Origin of the sequence: Aminivibrio sp. (assembly GCF_016756745.1) — a bacterium.
GTDB lineage: Bacteria > Synergistota > Synergistia > Synergistales > Aminobacteriaceae > Aminivibrio.
This window is the reverse complement of record NZ_JAESIH010000003.1, coordinates 1-18,112: the sequence shown is the minus strand read 5'-3', so window position 1 is coordinate 18,112 and position 18,112 is coordinate 1. Positions and strand designations below refer to the sequence as shown.

Genomic DNA, 18,112 nt, shown 5'->3' with positions numbered 1-18,112 from the left:
GCTTTTCGATGGCCCGAGCAATCGGGTGCGGGATTCATTGATGCGGGTTCAGGCATAGAAAAATCCCCACCCCCTGACTGGGGAAAATCTGATGCAAAACTGGGGAAAAAGGGCTTGCACAAAACACCAATGTCAAGACACAAAATCTCAGAAGATCCGAATAACTCCTTTCATTAGGCTGCATGGATCTTTTGTTGCCGGGCAAAAGCATCGGGAGTAAGTCCCCCCAGCGATGCATGGGGGCGGATCGCGTTGTAGTCATAAATGTATTTGTTGACAGCTGCGATCATCTCCTTTGGTGTGATGTACTCGTTGATGTAGATATCGGTTTCATAGGCTTTAAAATGATCTTTTAAGCATTTCGAAAAACGAAAAAAACATTTCAACTCTGAAATTTATTTTATTAAATAAAGGTAATGGTTTGCTTACATTATGTTTATGTACTCTATGCTTAATTAAGCTATGATGAAAGAAAAAAGATTGGTGTTTTTTTTCTGCCACCAAGCCTATCCATTGATCATGTGCCGGCACCTGAGTAGGGAAAGGGAGTATGCAATCGAGTAGATTTTTTTTAAAAGCCATACAGCACCCCCAATAACAGCTTTTCAAAATATTCCTTACTACTCCGTGCCTCATGTTTTTTATTAAAAATTCGTGATAAACATTTTCATCATCTTCTTCATCATCTTCTTCATCATCTTCAAATATCAAAGCGTTATGTAAAACAAGATCTTTTCCTGAGGTCAAGAAACATTTTCTGACTTCTTGCACTTTGTTAGGAAGCCAAATATCATCCTGGTCACTTAAAAAAATAACCTCATTTTTACACTGTTTTAGAGCATTCTCAAAGTTGCTCACCACCCCTTTACGCGGATTTTTGATGACTTGTACTCTTTTGTCACTTTTATATTCATTTAAAAGGTTCAATGTTTCATCAGTGGATCCGTCGTCAGATATTATTACTTCGTCCTGAAAATCCAGTTGGCATAGAATAGAGTCCAATTGTTCTTTCAGGTATTTTTCGCCATTATATGTAGCCATTGCAACAGAAACATTCACAAATATCACCTAACATTCAATTGATGGTTTTTTTAGAGTGATTATATACGACCATATTTGTCCTCAAACCTGACGATGTCATCTTCTCCGAGATAGCTTCCAGATTGTACTTCGATAAGTTCCAGGGGTATCTTGCCTGGGTTTTCAATGGAATGACGCTTCCCAATGGGTATAAAGGTAGATTCATTCTCTGAGACCAGGAAAGTTCTATCCTCAAGGGTGATCTTTGCGGTTCCGGTCACCACGATCCAGTGCTCTGCCCTATGATGGTGCATTTGAAGGGAAGTTCTGGCTCCAGGTTTTACTGTGATACATTTGACTTGGTACCGTGCCCCGTTGCCGATGCTGTCGTACGATCCCCAGGGGCGGAACACTTCGCGCTGATTGAGATGTTCATGTCGCCCGGTGTTCTTTATTTCTTCCACCAACTCTTTAATTTGTTGAACATGGTCTTTGGACGCCACGAGAACGGCGTCTTTTGTCTCAATAATTACAAGATCCTTCACTCCAAGGGCCGTTACGAGTCTATGGTCTGCCCGAATGAGACAGTTTTCTGCGGAGATGGTTTTGATATCCCCCTGGAGTGTATTTCCCGCACAATCCTTTTCACATACCTCCCAGAGGGAGTTCCATGAACCGATGTCGCTCCAGCCGGCATCGAGGGGAATGACGGAAGCGAATTCTGTCTTTTCCATGACGGCATAATCTATGGAGATGTCGGGGCATTGAGTGAACTCTTCGCCTTTGATCCGCAGGAAGTCAAGATCTTTTGAGAGCTTTTCCATTGCCTTTTTGCAGGCCGCAAAGATTTCCGGGGCATGGCGCTCGAGCTCTTCGAGATAGGTTTTTGCTCTGAACAGGAACATGCCGCTGTTCCAGAGGAATTCCCCTGTTTCCAGGTACTTTGCGGCTGTTTCGGAATCGGGTTTTTCAGTAAAGGAAGCGATCACAAAAATATTGTTGCTTCTTTCTTCGCCTTTGCGTATGTATCCGTATCCTGTTTCCGGCCTGGTTGGCACGATGCCGAAGGTGACGAGCCTTCCTGATTCGGCCTCGGGGACGGCTTTCTGAACGGCGCTGCGGAAGGCCTCCGGCCCAGTGATGACATGGTCGGCCGGAAGGACGAGAAGAAGGGGATCGTCTTCCCGGGTAAGGGCATGAAATGCCGACAGAGCTATGGCCGGTGCGGTATTCTTCGGCTCGGGTTCAAGGATGATCGAGGCGGAATTTCGGCCTGCTTCCCGGAGTTGTTCCGCAGCGAGGAACCGGTGCTCTTCGCTGCACACAACCACGGGTTCTCTGCAGGGCAGCCCCTCGAGCCTGTCCAGGGTCTGCCGGAACATGGTGGCATCCCCGAAGAGCTTCAGGAACTGCTTCGGATTGAGCTGCCTCGAAAGAGGCCATAATCGTGTTCCGGCCCCTCCGGCCATAATGACAGGTGTGATCATTCGCCTCGTCTCCTTAGTCCATGTTTTTTCAGCTTCGAAGGTTGCTTTCGCTGGCAAGGAACCATTGATACGTGCTGTGCAATCCTTCATAGAGAGGAATCTTGGCCTTCCATCCCATTGCATCGATCCGAGAGACGTCAAGCAGTTTCCGCAGTGTTCCGTCAGGTTTTGTCGTGTCGAATTCGATCCTGCCAGCAAAGCCGACAACATTCGCTATTGTTTCGGCCAGTTCGCGGATGGAGCAGTCGATACCTGTGCCGACATTTATGTGAGAGAGCATGGGTAATGTGTGTTCTGAATAGGTTTTCTCATCGAGTTCCATGACAAATACGCTTGCGGAGGCCATATCATCAACGTGGAGAAACTCCCTCATGGGTTTTCCGCTTCCCCATACGGTCACGGTTTTGTCCCCGTTCATTTTTGCCGTGTGAAACCGATGGAGCAGGGCAGGAATGACGTGGCTGTTTTCGGGGTGGAAGTTGTCGCCTGGGCCGTAGAGGTTTGTGGGCATGATGCTCCGATAGCTTGTGCCGTACTGGCGGTTGAAACTTTCGCAGAGCTTGATCCCCGCTATTTTGGCGATAGCATAGGGTTCGTTGGTCGGTTCAAGGGTACCTGAGAGAAGTGCTTCCTCTTTCATGGGCTGGGGGGCGAACTTCGGGTAAATGCAGGACGATCCGAGGAACAGCAGCTTCTTTACCCCCGCTTTTTGTGCGGCGGAGATGATGTTAGTTTCAATGACGAGGTTCTGCAGAATGAATTCGGCGGGAAAGGTATTGTTGGCGTGGATGCCCCCCACCTTTGCGGCGGCAAGATATACTTCCTCTACCGGTTGGCTTCCGAAGAAATCATTTACAGCCTTCTGGTCAAGAAGATCCAGTTCCTGTCTTGTACGGGTTATGATATTGCTGTAGCAGGCTTCTTTGAGCTGCCTGACGATCGCAGAGCCTACGAGTCCCCTGTGACCGGCAACGAAAACGGGCATGTCTTTCTTCTGTGTCATTTTCTATTCCCTCGCTATGGGTGTGTGAAAGCCGTTCCGCTGCAACAATGCCGTTTTTTTCGCCTGGATCAGGTCTTCGGCAATCATTTCAGCGCACAGTTCATTGATGGTGATTTCGGGAGTCCATCCAAGCTTCTCTTTTGCTTTTGTCGGGTCGCCGATGAGTGTTTCGACCTCTGCGGGCCTGAAGTACCTCGGGTCGACGCGGACGATAACGTCGCCCGCAGATACCGAGGGCGCCCAATCTCCTTCCGTTTTCTCCACAACGGCGATTTCGTCCGTCCCCTTTCCCTGGAAGCGCAGTGTTATTCCTAGGTGCGCTGCGCTCATGGCCACAAAGTCCCGGACAGAGTACTGCCGGCCTGTGGCGATGACGAAGTCCTCGGGTTTTCCCTGCTGGAGCATCATCCACTGCATCCGGACGTAGTCCCTGGCATGCCCCCAGTCCCTCAGGGCGCCCAGATTGCCGAGAAACAGACATTTTTCGAGCCCCTGGGCGATGTTGCAGAGGCCACGGGTGATCTTCCTGGTGACAAATGTCTCACCCCTTCGGGGAGATTCGTGGTTGAACAGGATGCCGTTGCAGGCGTACATGCCGTACGCTTCTCTGTAGTTCACGGTGATCCAGTAGGCGTAGAGTTTTGCGGCCGCGTAGGGGGAGCGGGGGTAAAAGGGAGTCGTTTCCTTCTGGGGTATTTCCTGGACAAGCCCGAAGAGTTCGGAAGTGGATGCCTGGTAGAAGCGTGTCTTGCCCTTGAGGTCCAGAAGGCGTATGGCCTCGAGAAGCCTCAGGGTGCCGAGTGCGTCCACGTCAGCGGTGTATTCCGGCGATTCGAAGCTGACCGCCACGTGGGACTGTGCCCCCAGGTTGTATACTTCGTCAGGCCGTACCTGCTGCATTATGCGTGTCAGGTTTGAGGAGTCAGTGAGGTCACCGTAGTGAAGGATAAAATTCTGGTGCTCCACGTGCGGATCCTGGTAGATATGGTCAACCCTTTGGGTGTTGAAGAGGGATGACCTTCTTTTTATCCCGTGGACCTGGTATCCTTTTTCGAGCAGAAACTCCGCGAGATAGGATCCGTCCTGGCCCGTGATTCCTGTAATGAGTGCTGTTTTCATTGACTTTCCTCCGTCATTGAAACTCTAGAAACTGAATTATCGGCAAATGTAGCTCAGGAGCTTTGAGGGAATCTTCAACATCAAAAAAACAATGTTTGTGTAAATACCGTTTTCCTTGCATGCGCGGACGATCTCGAAGTTCTGATGAATTCTCCAGAAAAAACCGTTACTGCTGATGCCACCGTTACGCATTTTCACCATCACGTGAGGATATCGACCAAAAATCGCACCGCTTTTCAAGAAACGAGCCATCAATTCAAAATCTGCCGCTACACGATAATCAAGCTTATAATAGCCCAACCTCTCGAAAAGTTCTCGTTTAGCGTAGAAACCAGCATGAGGGATCATGATTCCGATTCGCACTTTTCGGGGGGAGAAATTCTTCGATGAGTAAAGACGGACAATCTTTTCCGGATGATCTCTTTGGACATAGATAACATCAGCATATGAACAATCCAATGAAGGATTTTCTTGTAAGAAAGAGACCAAATCTTTTATCGTATTTTGATCAGCAAGGAAGTCATCAGAATTGAGTATACCTACGAAGTCTCCTTTCGCTAGCCTGATCCCCTTATTCATTGCATCGTATATACCTTTGTCCGGCTCACTGATTACCCTGGCAATTTTAGTGCGGTACTCCTCAATAATCGCAAGTGTGCCATCTGTGGAGGCACCGTCGATGATTATGTATTCAATATTAGGATATGTCTGCGATAGAACAGAAAGAATTGTGTCACGTATAGTGAGTTTACTATTATAGGATACTGTTATTATAGAAATTTTCATCTGATTTTGCCCCTTGGCATGTTCTTTTTCGTTTGGTAAAACTATTAGTTTGCATAAATCTCGATTAGATAATCTTCACCCATCTTGTCCCACTCCTCTTTTTTTCCTACACCTGAAAGGCAAAAACGGAGGAGCGAGGGTGGAAAGGAGAATATTCGAGCTTTTCTCTTTTCCCACAGAGCAGCCAATTGAATCAGCTCTTTTGTTGACAACGGTTCGTCATCGCAGGCGAAGTGGACATTAATGCCCGGTTTATCTCTTTCCAGCCCTTCCAATATTAGGGAATCCAGTTTTTCAATAAAGACAAAGTATCTTTTATTGTTTACGCTGCCCAAGGGGAGAGGAATACCCATCCGCACCAGTTTCGTCAAACGCGCGAAATTTCCGGGCGCCTTCGGGCCGTAGACCATTGTGGGGCGGAATATGGTCAATGAGGCGTCTGCCTTTTCAAAGAGAGCCGAGAGCTTTTGTTCCGCCTCCCATTTTGATTTCCCGTAGTATGTGGTCGGATTGACGGGGCTGTTTACGGTTAATGGTTCCGTCGTTTTGTTCACGCCGTAGACCGCCACTGTGCTCAGAAAGACAAAGGAGCGGACACCGTTTGCCAGTGCCTGCTTCGCCAAAGCGGCGGTCGCATCGGTGTTTGTCCTGCGGAAGAGATCCTCGGTTTTTTTATCCTGTGTCTCCTTTTTGTGGACTATGGCGGCAAGATGGACCACTCCGTCCACGCCTTCCAGGGATTTCGACCAATCGGTTTCCCCGCTGATCGCACCCGTCACAACAGGTTTTACCCCTTCGGGAAGCAGTTCTGCGTCCTTTTGGTTCAGAAGAGAGCCGGTCACTTCATACCCGTTTTTCAGAAGGTGAGAACACAGGTTCCTGCCGATATACCCTGCGGCTCCCGTCACAAGAATTCTTCTCATTTCGTCACTTCCATTGATCGCAGTTTTGCGGAGATTTTTCCGTAGAGCAGTTTCCACGTCATTATAAGGGCAACATATACTCCGGCAAAGAGCAGGAGGGGAAATGGCCTGAAGCGCCATACAGCAGCCGAAAGAAGAAGTGTTACAAGAAAAATTGCTCCTGTTACGGCTGCATGGGGATACCCCGCCTTGATGAACTGCTGGTACAGGTGATCCCGATGGGCTTCCGACAGGCGCTTTCGCCTTCTTGCGCGCATGACCAGGGTGAGGGTGGCATCCACGGCAAAGACGGAAACGAGTACGGCCCAGGTGAGGAGCGGCAAAGTATTTGTGTTCTCGGTGGAGAGGGCGAAGCAGAAGAAGGCGAAACCCAGGAATCCGCTGCCGGCATCGCCCATGAAGACCTTTGCGGGCGACCAGTTCCAGATTAGAAAGCCAAGCACCGAGGCAGCCAGGGCGAAGAGGGCGACTGAGACGGGGGTACCCGTTGTGAGAAAGGCGCCTGCCAATGCGACGAGGGCCGCTTCACCCGCAGCGAGGCCGTCGATACCATCCATGAAGTTGTACAGGTTGATCATCCATACGCCGCCGATAAATGCGAGAACGTGCCCGATATAGCCCAAGGGCAGGGAGGCAAATCCCATCGAGAGGGAGGGCATGCCTCCAAGGTGATACAGGGCCCAGAGTACAGCCATGCTGTGGACGCCGAGGCGCTGCCAGGCGGGGAGGGGGTTCCTGTCGTCAATCCACCCGATGGCGGCGACGGCCAGGCCCCCTCCGGAGAGGGCGAGCCAGAGGGATGCTTCCCTCGGGAAAAAGAAGGGGCACAGGAGGATAACGGCAAGAAAAAGAGCGACGAAGACCACGCCTCCGCCCCGTGGGGTGGGGAGAGTGTGGGAGCTGCGCTCGTTGGGGATGTCCAGAATGGCCTTTTGCCGTGCGTAGTTGATGTAGAGTTTTGTTCCAATGCAGGAGAGGAGAGCCAAACCGGAAAAAAACACGAGAGAAAGAAGGGTCATTTCCCGTTCTCCTCACTGCAGACCTGGCAATGGGGTATGAGTTTCCCCAGTTTTTCCCTGATTGCCCGTCCGTTTTCTTGTTCCGCTGCCTGCCGGAGTTCTTCCAGCAGTTCGGGCAGTTCGGCGGGGAGGCCGTTGTTCCGTGCCACGAAGATCTTCTTGAACCGGGAGGCTTCCGTGCCTTCCTCGGCGGTGAGAAGTTCTTCGAAGAGTTTTTCGCCCGGGCGGATGCCCGAGAAGACGATGTCGATGTCCGTGCCGGGCTCGAAGCCTGAGAGGCGGATGAGGTCCGATGCCAGGTCGATGATCTTGACCGGCTGGCCCATGTCGAGTACGAAGACGGAACCGTTCCGCTTCATTCCTCCCGCCTGGAGGACGAGCTGGGCTGCCTCGGGAATGGTCATGAAGTACCGGGTCATCTCAGGGTGGGTGACGGTGACGGGGCCGCCCCGGCGGATCTGCTCCTTGAAGGTGGGGATGACGCTGCCCCTGCTGCCCAGCACGTTTCCGAAACGGACGGAGACGAAGGCCCTTCCCGGGAGGGCATTTTCCGCCGCCGAGCGGACGATCATTTCGGCCACCCGCTTGGAGGCGCCCATGACGGAGGTGGGGTTCACTGCCTTGTCGGTGGAGATGTTGACGAAGACCTCCACGGCGTGCTCCAGGGCGAGTTCCGCCAGGTTTTGGGTGCCGAAGACGTTGTTGAGGATGGCTTCTTCGGGGTTCTCTTCCATGAGGGGGACGTGCTTGTGGGCCGCGGCGTGGAAGATCACCCGGGGAGAGTGGGTTTCGAAGACGCGCCTCAGGCGTTCCCGGTTCCGCACGTCGGCCACCACGGTGGTGAGGGTGCGGAAGTGATGGATGCTCCGGAGTTCCTGCTCGATCTGGAAGAGGCTGTTTTCTCCCCGCCCCAGGAGGATGATGCGCCGGGGTTCGAAGGGGAGGATCTGCCGGACTATCTCGCTGCCGATGGATCCGCCCGCGCCGGTGACGAGGACCACGCGGCCGGTGATGTACCCGGCGATCTCGTCCAGGTCCAGCCGGACAGGGTCGCGGTTGAGGAGGTCTTCCACCTCCACGTCCCGGATTTGCGAGATGGAGACCTTGCCCGAGAGGACTTCCCATATTCCGGGGATGATCCGGGCAGGAACGCCGGTTTTTCGTACCGTTTCGAGGATGGACCGGATGGTGTCGCCCATGACGGAGGGAATGGCGATGAGGATTTCGTCCACCGATTGGCCCCGGGCCACCGCGGCGAGTCGTTTCACCGGGCCGAAGACAGGGTAGCCCACGAAGGTAGTGTTCCACTTTCCGGGATCGTCGTCGAGGTAGCCCACCGGGGTGAGGCCGGATTCGGGGTGGCGGAGCATTTCCCGGACGATCATGGTGCCGGCGTCCCCGGCGCCGATGACGAGGACCCGCTTGTTCTGTTCCCTGCCTTTTCTGCGGACGTTTCCTTCGAGGAAGAGGCGGACCAGAAGGCGGGCGGTACCCCAGGCAATGAGCAGCAGCATGCCGTCGATGAGGGGAATGCTGCGGGGGATGCGGTAGTAGGGCGACAGGAGGAAGGCCGCCGTGGAGGAGAGAAGGGTGAAGGCGGCGACGGCCTTGCCGAGGCGGGTGAGGTCACGGACGCCGATGTTCCTCCAGGACTGCCGGAAGAGGTTGAAACCGAAAATTACCGCTGCCTTGATGGGCACGCTGAGGAGGATGTAGAAGACTTCGCTCCGTTGATAGAGCTTCGGGATCGGAAGGTCGAGGCGCAGCGCAAATGCCCCCCACGACGCGGCGGCGGCGAGGGCGAGGTCGATGGCGAATTTGATCAGGAAGGAATTCCTGCAGATTTTCATCAAGGCTATTCCAGCCCCCTTGGGGGAGTTAGCCCTTCCGGGTACCGAAGAGCTTTATGGCTGCCGAGAGTTCCTCCAGTTTTGCCTTGCGGGCAGGGTCGTTTTTCGCGTTCCGGGCGAATTCGCGGATAAAGGCGCCGAAGATGCCGATAAACCCGCCAAGGAAGCAGGCCATCACCACAATGAGGGTTCTGCGGGGTCTGCTGCGCTGCTCGGGCACCGATGCCTTTTCAAGAATCTGGAGGGAGATGGGCTCCGCCTTTTCCTGTTCGAGCACCTTGCTGTACTGGGCCAGAACGGCGAAATAGAGCTCTTCCTGGGTTTTCAGGTTTCTCAGGGCTTCGATGTATGAAGCTCCTCCATTCGGGAATTTTTTGATTGTGTCAGGGGATATCCCTTCCTCGAGTCTCTTGCCGCCGGACAATTCCTTTTTTTCTTCTGCGGTCAGGGAGGAGGAGTCTACAAGTCGGCTCAGGGCGTTCTCCCCGGCGGCGAATTTTTCCTGGAGCTCCCTGATTTCCGTTTCAAGGAGTTTTTTCTGCCGGCGCACCTGCTCCATCTGCCCCTGATGGAGTACGAAAAGTTGTTTTTGTGTTTCTTCGACGATTGAATTGGCCATGTCGGCGGCGAGAACGGGGTCCGATACCTCCACGGTCATGGTGATGAGGGAGGAGTCTTTGTCCGTCTTTAGGGATATGGACTCATTCAGGGCTTTGATTGTCTTCATCAGAGATTCGGACTGCCAGATTTTCTGGAGGCTGTGGGTTTCAGCGATCCTGGAGAGGACCGGGGTGCTCTTCGTAACCTGGACGACGAAGCTTGCTGGATTTCGCTGATCTTCGTTCATCGTGGCCGGAAGAAAGATGGTTTCAGCCTTGTAGGCTGGTGTCATGAAAAAGGTCGCTCCGGCGGCCGTGAGGGCAAAAAGGAAAGCCGTGCCGAAGATGAAGAATTTGTTCCGGGCAAAAACGATGAGCAGGTCGAGAAGGTCGATTTCGTCTTCATCCCCGCAGGGAATTCGGGGATCGGCAGGCTGCTGGATTTCGGTCATGGGAATGCAGTTCCTCCTAGATACGTTTTTGGGGTGATATACGGAAAAATTATAGCATCATATACGGCGGGCGGGGTTTTTGTTCGTTTAGTTCTTCATGTTTTTGCTTCAGAAAGGAATCCGGAAGAAAGTGATCTTGAAATATGATGTCTATTTGTATATATTAGAGGTCGAGGGCACTCTTATAGATGTCCGGGAAGAATCCTGGCTATCTTGAAATTCGGGAGGAATTGACATGGCAGTGTATTCGCCTTTGAAGAGTTCCGTAGTGCTTCGCCTCAATACCGGCACCGGCGGCGACGGCAAGATGATCGTCCGGTCCGTGACCATGAGCCGGATCCGTCCGGCGGTGGATGCCACGTCGCTGAAGTCGGCGACGGACGCCCTTGGTTCCCTTTTTGATTATCCGGTGCTGGCAGTGGAGAAAGTGGGCACCGATTCCGTGGAAGCCGCCTAGGCTGAAAGGAGAGTGAAGTGAATTGAAGACATTTCGGATGAAGTTTCTGACTGATCTCGGCAAGACCTTCGTGGTGTCCCTGAACTACGCGAAGGAGAGCATCTCCGCCGCCGAGGCGGAGGCGGCCATGGACGCGGTGATCGACAACGATATTTTCGATCAGGCGCTGGTGTCCATTGCCGGTGCGGAGCTTGTGGACCGCACGGTGACGGAGATTCTGTAGGCGGCTTTAACGGCAGGGGAGGGGGAGTCCTCTCCCCTCTGTTTTCTGATATGAAGGAGGAAGCCGAATAATGGAGGATTTTATGTCCACGGTGGTGCAGAACGGGTTCTCCGTGGCGGTGGCGGCCTTTCTGCTGGTACGCATGGAACGCCGTCTGGAGGAGCTGTCCCTGGCCATCCGGGATTTGCATGCGGCCATAATTTCTGGGAGAACACTGTCGTCCTGAACGGAGGGATCTCGGAGCATCTCGAGCATAGCGAGGGGAGGATCTGCTTTTGCTTGTCATCCTGAGGCCGGTATTTGGGCCGAAGGATCTCGGGCTTGAGGTACTCCAGAGTCAAAATCGAGGTCCCTCCACCCTACGGTCGTTCGGGACGACAAGTAAAGGCAGAATCGAGGTCCTTCCCCTCCGGGGATGCTGCGCGATCGCCTTGCTCGGGACGACAGACAAGGGCAAAACCGAGGTCCTTCGCCTTGCTCAGGACGACAAAAAACGAGCGCTCGTTCGGGACGACAGCGGGTTGTCATTCCGAGACCGGTTCCTATGGCGGAGGGATCTCGGGCATGAGTTAGTAGAGAATCAGAGGCGAGGTCCCTCGTCGCTTCGCTCGCTCGGGACGACAGACAAGGGCAAAACCGAGGTCCTTCGCCTTGCTCAGGACGACAGGTATTTGGATGTCATCCTGAACGAAGTGAAGGATCTCGCCCCTAAGGCAGTCCAGAACCAAACCCGAGATCCTTCGTCGCTTCGCTCCTCAGGATGACAAAGCAAGTTATTCGCATCAATAAAGGTGGTGAATGTATGGCAGAAAAATCAACCCGGCTGAATGATCTTCCCGTGGCGGAGCATTTTCGCCTCCGGGAATTCGAATGTCCCTGCTGCCACTGCGTGAGGCTCTGTCCTCTCCTGGTGGAGCTGCTCGAGGCCGTGAGGGCCCAGTGGGGAAAGCCTGTGGTCATCAGCAGCGGATATCGGTGCCCGTCCCACAACAAGCGCGTGAAGGGGGCGGCGCGGAGCCTCCATCTGGAGGGGCGGGCGGCGGATGTGCTGGTTCCGTTCAACGAGCAGCCGGCGGTGGAAGTGTTTGCACGGCGGGCGGGCTTCACTCAGGTGATTCCCTACGGCCGGCGGAATTTCATGCATCTTGGGATAGCCTAACGGAGGGATGAATGGAGTTTCCGAAATATGATATGGAGTCCGAGCTCCGGCGTTTCCGGCCCCTCGTGACGGCCACGGCCCGGAGATACGCAGGGAGGGGAGCGGAGTTCGACGACCTGGTGCAGGAAGGATACCTTGCCCTGCTGGAGCTGATCCCGAGGTGCGGGGATCCGGAACGGCTGCCCCTCTTTTTGAAGAACCGGCTCCCCGCGAGGGTGAGAGCTGCCGCCCGGAAGGAATGGCGGCAGCAGTGCGTTCCCCTGGAAGAGGTGGAAGGAACGCCTGAGGAGCCTTCGTTTTTCGTCGAGCCGTTCATCCCGGACCGGGCGGTTGAGGAGTGTCTCGACGGGGAGGACAGGCAACTTGTGGTCCTTCTGGCGGGAGGATTTTCCCAGAAAGAGGCTGCAGAGAGGTTCGGCATAACACAACAGGCGGTAAGCGCCCGGCTGCGGCTGGTACGGAAGCGCCTTGCACCGCTGATCCAATAGAGAAAAAGACGAAGTGAGGGGGAAAGCGAGCCCCTCACTTTTTTTGTGAGGGAGGCGGTCTGGACGAATGCCTGTAAAAATGGGGGCTTTGTTGTCATCCCGAGGCCGGTTCCATGGCCGGGGGATCTCGGATGTGGGGCAGCCCAGATTCAAAGCCGAGATCCTTCCGGCGGAAAAGCACGCCGTCAGGATGACAAACAAGGGCAGCCCGCTGCCGCACGTTCGGGACGACAGAGGGTTGTCATTCCGAACGGCAAAGCCGGATCGCGCAACATCCCTGGAGGGGAGGAATCCCGGTCTTGAGGTAGTGCAAAACCCAAGGCGAGGTCCCTCGTCGCTGCGCTCGCTCGGGACGACAGACGACAAACTTGACCCTCCCCAGTGCATTCACTATACTTCATTCTGATTGAATATAGGCTTATTTCGGCCGGAGACTATATATTGTAGAAAAGGGGCGGCGGAATCCGCCTGAAAAATCGGGAGAGGTGTCCTATGACGGAAAAACGGCAGAACCAGCAGATTCAGAAGCAGGAGGAAATGAAGCCTGCCCAGCCCGAGGCGGTCTGGCAGGAGTACGACGAAGACGAGATTTCCCTGGGGGATCTCTTTTCCACGATCTGGAGGGCACGGGGAAGGATTGCCGTCTATACCCTCGCGGCGGGCCTCGTCATCCTTGCCCTCATCCTCGGGGTGTATTTTTTCCAGGAAACGGAATACGTGGCGAAACAGGAGTTCCGGCTCCAGTTTACCGGCGCGGACCAGAACCAGTATCCCAACGGGATGAAGTTCAGCACGGCGGACATACTGTCGACGGAAGTCCTTGACAAGGTCTACCGGCAGAACGATCTCGGGAAGTACATGACCTTTTCCGACTTCAGGGCCGGGCTGGCCGTCTTCCAGATGAACGACAGGCTCCGGCTGCTGGAGTTCGAGTACTCCCAGAAGTTCAACGAGAAGAACCTGACCATGGAAAACCGCCAGCGCCTCGAGCAGGAATTCCTTGAGAAAAAGAAGGCCCTCATGGTTCCCGTGTATTCCCTCACTTTCATCCAGGGAGGGCGGACAGGTTCCATTCCCAACAATGTGGCGGCGAAGGTGCTGCAGGACATTCTGAGAGAGTGGTCCCTCTTTGCCGACCGGGTGAAGGGAGCCAACATGTACCAGCTCGAGCTGGTGTCCCCGAACGTGCTGAAAAAAGAGGATATAGAGGCCGAGGACTACCTGGTGGCCACGGATATCCTTCGGATAATGATCAGGAGGGTCAGCAAGGATCTCGAGTCCGTTGCCGGGCTGCCGGGCGCGAGGGTGGTGAGGGTAGGGGAGCAGGGGATTTCCCTGAGCGACCTGAGATACCGTCTTCAGGACCTGGAGCGTTTCAAGCTGAACCCGCTCCTTGGGCTTATCCGGCAGACCGCTGTTTCGAAACACCCCGAATTTACCCTGGGGTATCTGCAGAACCAGATTTTTGACCTCAAGCTGAAGATTGATCAGGCTGCGGCCAACGTGGCAATCTATGAAAACTCCCTGAACCAGTACATCGCAAAGAGCAGGGGGACCGGCCTCTCCCCGGCCCAGGGAGAGGGGACGCCGGGACCGTCCTCCCAGCAGGGAATGTTCAGCAACGTGCCGGCAATGATTCCCCAGTTCGGTGAATCCTTCCTTAACAGCCTGGTCCAGATGGCCCAGGAGAATTCCGACGCCATGTTCAGGCAGACCATCACGAAGAACGTCATCGACGCGGGGCTGGAGAAGACCGACCTGGAGTTCCAGTCCAAATTTTACGAGGACATGTGGATAAAGATTTCCGAGCAGAAGAATTCAGGGGATGCAAAAAGCGACGGTGATAAAGACTTTTTTAAACTTGCTGAAGAAAGGGTAGAAAAGATTCAGCAGGAGATTTTCGAAGGGCTTAAAAACTCCATAAAAGACCTGAACCTGCTGTATGACAGCCTGAGCAGGAGCAATCTGAACGCGGATGCGGTGCTGTACAGCGTGACATCGCCGGCCCTCTTTTCCGTCGAGAAGCCCGTGAGCGCCAAAAGGCTCGTGATGTTCGCCGTTCTCGGCATGTTCCTCTGTGTGGGCGTGATTCTTCTGACGGTGCTCGTGAAGGGAAGCGGCAGGGGCAGGGAGCGGACGGCCTGAGAGCGGCAATTCGCGGAAAATCTGGTGAAAAAGAGGCGGGGGAGAAATCCCCCGTTTTTTTATTCCGAAGGGGGGAAGCCCTGTTTGGGATGAAAGGGTGTTGTTTGTCATCCCGAGGCCGGGGCAGGGCTGAGGGATCTCGCTCCCGTTTTGTTATTCCGAACGGCGAAGCCCGATCGCGCTCGCGCAGTACCCAAGCCAAGCGGAGGGAGCATCCCCGGAGGGGAAAAACCTCGGACTTGTCATCCTGAACGAAGTGAAGGATCTCGCCCCTAAGGCAGTCCAGATTCAAAGCCGAGATCCTTCCGGCGAAAAGCACGCCGTCAGGATGACAAACAAGGACAACCCCGCTCGTTCGGGACGACAGCGGATTGTCATCCTGAGGCCGGGGGTATGGCCGAAGGATCTCGTACTTGAGGCAGCCCAGAATCAAAGGCAGATCCCTCCTCGCTCCGCTCGTTCGGGATGACAGAAAGGTCTGTCATCCCGAGGCCGGCTTCATGGCCGAGGGATCTCGCTCCCGTTTTGTTATTCCGAACGGCGAAGCCCGATCGCGCTCGCGCAGTACCCAAGCCAAGCGGAGGGAGCATCCCCGGAGGGGAAAAACCTCGGACTTGTCATCCTGAACGAAGTGAAGGATCTCGCCCCTAAGGCAGTCCAGATTCAAAGCCGAGATCCTTCCGGCGAAAAGCACGCCGTCAGGATGACAAACAAGGACAACCCCGCTCGTTCGGGACGACAAAGGGTTGTCATCCTGAGGCCGGGGGTATGGCCGAAGGATCTCGGGCTTGAGGGCGTTCGAACCAAAGGCAGATCCCTCGCCCCCTTCGGGGATGCTCCGCGATCGCTCCGTTCGTTCGGGATGACAAACAAAGTCAAAATCGAGGTCCTTCGGGCTAAAAGCTTCCCTCAGGACGACAAACCCAAGTAAACCCAAGCAAACCCAAGCAAACCCGGAGTGGAGGGAAGCCCGGTCTTGGCAGTGTGTTTTTGTATGTTGAATAAAATACACTCAGGGGGTATAATATTTCCGGCTAAATGAAAATTTTCTCAAAAAGGCGGGTGTTTGAACGTGAAACAGTTCGACATCATTGTGATAGGCATGGGGCCGGCGGGCATGGCTGTTTCCGCCATGGGGTCGGCCATGGGGCTTTCGGTGCTGGCCATAGAGAAGCATAAAGTCGGCGGGGAGTGCCTGAACTGCGGCTGCATCCCCAGCAAGGCTCTGCTGAAGGCGGGGGAGGCCCTCCATTCCGCACGCAATCTGAAACGATACGGCCTGGACGGGGAGCTTCACCTGAACGCCTCGGATCCCATGCAGGTGGTCCGGGACAAGATCCACGGTATCAACGACAAGAAATTCCAGAAGGCCTTCGAGCGGGCGACACTGGTCAGCGGAACGGCCGAATTCCTGGACGACCGGACGGTCCAGGTGGACGGCGAGAGCTACACCGCAAAGAAGATCTTCATCGCCACCGGAACGGAGCCTTTTGTGCCTCCCATTCCGGGATTGAAGGACGTACCGGACATCCTGACGAACATGAACATGTTCGAGATTGAAAAGATGCCCGAATCCCTGACCATCATCGGCGGGGGAGCCATCGGTTCGGAGATGGCCCAGGCCTTTTCCCGCCTCGGGACGAAGGTGGCCGTCGCCCACATGGACCCCCATCTGGTTCCCGTGGGGGACGAGGAGGCCGCACGGGTGCTGGAGGACGTTTTCGCCAAAGAAGGCATCACGGTGTACAACGGGGCGAAAATCACCGGGGTCACAGTGAAGGACGGGAAAATTGTCACCGTGACGGACAAGGGGACGCTGACCTCGGAGCGGATTCTCGTGGCCGCCGGACGGAAGCCCGTACTCGAGTCCCTCCGCCTGGAACGGGCGGGGATCGAGTTCACGAAGAAGGGCATTACCGTGGACAGCCACATGCGGACGAACAGATCCCACATCTACGCCGTGGGCGACTGCAACGGCCAGAGCCTCCTTTCCCACGCCGCCATGCACCAGGGCATGCTGGCCCTCATGCACGCGATGTCGCCTTTCTCACTGTCCATGCTGAAAAGGGAGCGGTACGTGGTGCCCTGGTCGGTGTTCACCGAGCCGGAGATTGCCCAGGTGGGTTTGACCGAGAAGGAAGCCCGCGCCAGGGGGCTGAACATACAGGTCATGAAGAAGGACTTCCGGGCCTACGGCCGCACCGTGGCGGACGGGCACCCCGAAGGATTCATCAAGATCATCACCGACGGCCGGGGCAGGATCCACGGCGCCTCCATCGTCGGCGAGGCCGCCAGCGAACTCATCCACGAATGGACCATGGCCATCCAGTACAAAAAGCGGATGTACCACGTCATGATGATGCAGCACGCTTTCCCGTCGGTGTCCATGATCAACAAGATGATTGCCGAGGACTGGATGATGGAAAAAATGAAATCCGGCTGGATGCAGAAACTGGTGAAGTGGCTGAAGTAGGGGGGAAGGAATCCGCTTGCTCGGGACGGATGGTGTCATCCTGAGGCCGGGGGCATGGGCCAGGGATCTCGGTCTTGGGGCAGCCCAAAGTCAAAATCGAGGTCCTTCGCGTTGCTCAGGACGACAAAAAAACAAGTCCTCGGGAGGACGGAGGGTGTCATCCTGAGCGCAGCGAAGGATCTCGCTTTCGGTCTGCCATTCCGAACAACTGTAGAGTCAGAACCGAGATCCTTCCCCTCCGGGGACGCGATCGGGCGAAAAAACAGCCCTCAGGATGACAAAAGCCCAAAACGCCGGTCTCAGGACGACAAAAAACCGGGGAACGGGCCTCAGGGCGACAGCGGATTGTCATCCTGAGGCGGTCTCTGTGGCCGGGGATGCTACGCGATCCCTGCGGTGGTTCGGGACGACAGAGGGTTGTCATCTTGAACGAAGTGATCGCGCAGCATCCCGAGCATAGCGAGGGGAGGATCTCGCCCCTAATGCAGTCCAGATTCAAAGCCGAGATCCTTCCGGCGAAAAGCACGCCGTCAGGATGACAAAAGCCCAAAACGCCGGTCTCAGGACGACAGACAACTGCCGCTCGTTTGGGACGACAAGCAAATGCAAAATCGAGGTCCTTCCCCTTCGGGGATGCTCCCTCCGCTTCGCTTGGGTGCTGCGCGATCGCGATCACATTGCTCAGGACGACAAAAAACCGAGGCCCTCCTCATTTTCCCTGAATCAATCAATGAATTTCATTGCAATTAATATCTTATATGATATGATTACCCCTAAGTGAGAGAAAGGGGTTTTCTCAATGCGATGGAGAGTACTCTTCTACGTAAATGAGAACGGTAAAAGACCGGTAGAAGAATTTTTGAGAAAACTTCCTCCCGGACACCAGGGAAAAGCCATGCGTGCAATTGA

The 18,112-nt window shown here is 54.7% G+C and carries 18 protein-coding genes; 8 read left to right on the top strand and 10 right to left on the bottom strand.

What is annotated here, in order from left to right; genetic code table 11:
- Nucleotides 1-173: 173 nt before the first annotated feature.
- From JMJ95_RS13860 to JMJ95_RS00150, 10 genes are read right to left on the bottom strand one after another with little or no spacing between them, the layout of a single operon-like run.
- Nucleotides 174-386, bottom strand: a complete 213-nt coding sequence (locus tag JMJ95_RS13860) for an IS3 family transposase (protein WP_367153722.1) — start codon at nt 384-386, stop codon at nt 174-176.
- Complete coding sequence (locus JMJ95_RS00190; RefSeq protein ID WP_290680917.1) at nt 340-1,059, bottom strand: glycosyltransferase; 720 nt, start codon at nt 1,057-1,059, stop codon at nt 340-342. Before JMJ95_RS00190 ends, JMJ95_RS13860 begins: the two co-directional genes overlap by 47 nt.
- Nucleotides 1,060-1,100: 41 nt before the next feature.
- Nucleotides 1,101-2,507 carry a mannose-1-phosphate guanylyltransferase/mannose-6-phosphate isomerase gene (locus JMJ95_RS00185; RefSeq protein ID WP_290680914.1) on the bottom strand — a complete coding sequence of 469 codons (1,407 nt, stop codon included), beginning with the start codon at nt 2,505-2,507 and terminating at the stop codon, nt 1,101-1,103.
- A 28-nt stretch (nt 2,508-2,535) separates the two neighbouring features.
- On the bottom strand, nt 2,536-3,510 hold the full coding sequence (locus tag JMJ95_RS00180; protein WP_290680911.1) for a GDP-L-fucose synthase: 975 nt from the start codon (nt 3,508-3,510) through the stop codon (nt 2,536-2,538).
- Nucleotides 3,511-3,513: 3 nt separating this feature from the next.
- A complete protein-coding gene (gene gmd, locus JMJ95_RS00175; RefSeq protein WP_290680908.1) occupies nt 3,514-4,629 on the bottom strand; it encodes a GDP-mannose 4,6-dehydratase in 1,116 nt (371 codons plus the stop codon).
- A gap of 36 nt (nt 4,630-4,665) precedes the next feature.
- The gene (locus JMJ95_RS00170) at nt 4,666-5,415 is read right to left on the bottom strand and encodes a glycosyltransferase family 2 protein (protein ID WP_290680905.1); all 750 of its coding nucleotides are present in this window, start codon (nt 5,413-5,415) and stop codon (nt 4,666-4,668) included.
- Between the two features lie 44 nt (nt 5,416-5,459).
- Nucleotides 5,460-6,338, bottom strand: a complete 879-nt coding sequence (locus JMJ95_RS00165) for an NAD-dependent epimerase/dehydratase family protein (protein ID WP_290680902.1) — start codon at nt 6,336-6,338, stop codon at nt 5,460-5,462.
- Complete coding sequence (locus tag JMJ95_RS00160; RefSeq protein ID WP_290680900.1) at nt 6,335-7,357, bottom strand: glycosyltransferase family 4 protein; 1,023 nt, start codon at nt 7,355-7,357, stop codon at nt 6,335-6,337. Before JMJ95_RS00160 ends, JMJ95_RS00165 begins: the two co-directional genes overlap by 4 nt.
- On the bottom strand, nt 7,354-9,207 hold the full coding sequence (locus tag JMJ95_RS00155) for a nucleoside-diphosphate sugar epimerase/dehydratase (RefSeq protein ID WP_290680897.1): 1,854 nt from the start codon (nt 9,205-9,207) through the stop codon (nt 7,354-7,356). The genes JMJ95_RS00160 and JMJ95_RS00155 overlap by 4 nt, the downstream gene beginning before the upstream one ends.
- A gap of 28 nt (nt 9,208-9,235) precedes the next feature.
- Nucleotides 9,236-10,258 (bottom strand): Wzz/FepE/Etk N-terminal domain-containing protein, encoded by a 1,023-nt coding sequence (locus JMJ95_RS00150; protein WP_290680894.1) that lies wholly within the window; start codon nt 10,256-10,258, stop codon nt 9,236-9,238.
- Between the two features lie 235 nt (nt 10,259-10,493).
- Here JMJ95_RS00150 and JMJ95_RS00145 point away from each other — a divergent pair, with 235 nt between their 5' ends.
- The 8 genes from JMJ95_RS00145 to JMJ95_RS00110 all read left to right on the top strand — a co-directional run bounded on the left by JMJ95_RS00145 (nt 10,494) and on the right by JMJ95_RS00110 (nt 17,203).
- The gene (locus tag JMJ95_RS00145; protein WP_133959254.1) at nt 10,494-10,715 is read left to right on the top strand and encodes a DUF1659 domain-containing protein; all 222 of its coding nucleotides are present in this window, start codon (nt 10,494-10,496) and stop codon (nt 10,713-10,715) included.
- Between the two features lie 37 nt (nt 10,716-10,752).
- The gene (locus tag JMJ95_RS00140; RefSeq protein WP_290680888.1) at nt 10,753-10,938 is read left to right on the top strand and encodes a DUF2922 domain-containing protein; all 186 of its coding nucleotides are present in this window, start codon (nt 10,753-10,755) and stop codon (nt 10,936-10,938) included.
- A 70-nt stretch (nt 10,939-11,008) separates the two neighbouring features.
- A complete protein-coding gene (locus JMJ95_RS00135) occupies nt 11,009-11,164 on the top strand; it encodes a YvrJ family protein (protein ID WP_290680885.1) in 156 nt (51 codons plus the stop codon).
- 49 nt (nt 11,165-11,213) lie between these two features.
- A complete protein-coding gene (locus JMJ95_RS00130) occupies nt 11,214-11,702 on the top strand; it encodes a hypothetical protein (RefSeq protein ID WP_290680882.1) in 489 nt (162 codons plus the stop codon).
- Between the two features lie 38 nt (nt 11,703-11,740).
- Nucleotides 11,741-12,097 (top strand): D-Ala-D-Ala carboxypeptidase family metallohydrolase, encoded by a 357-nt coding sequence (locus tag JMJ95_RS00125; RefSeq protein ID WP_290680880.1) that lies wholly within the window; start codon nt 11,741-11,743, stop codon nt 12,095-12,097.
- Between the two features lie 11 nt (nt 12,098-12,108).
- A complete protein-coding gene (locus tag JMJ95_RS00120) occupies nt 12,109-12,585 on the top strand; it encodes a sigma-70 family RNA polymerase sigma factor (protein ID WP_290680877.1) in 477 nt (158 codons plus the stop codon).
- Between the two features lie 492 nt (nt 12,586-13,077).
- The gene (locus tag JMJ95_RS00115; RefSeq protein ID WP_290680874.1) at nt 13,078-14,730 is read left to right on the top strand and encodes a hypothetical protein; all 1,653 of its coding nucleotides are present in this window, start codon (nt 13,078-13,080) and stop codon (nt 14,728-14,730) included.
- Nucleotides 14,731-15,802: 1,072 nt separating this feature from the next.
- Nucleotides 15,803-17,203, top strand: a complete 1,401-nt coding sequence (locus tag JMJ95_RS00110) for an NAD(P)/FAD-dependent oxidoreductase (RefSeq protein WP_290680872.1) — start codon at nt 15,803-15,805, stop codon at nt 17,201-17,203.
- The last annotated feature ends 909 nt before the right edge of the window (nt 17,204-18,112 follow it).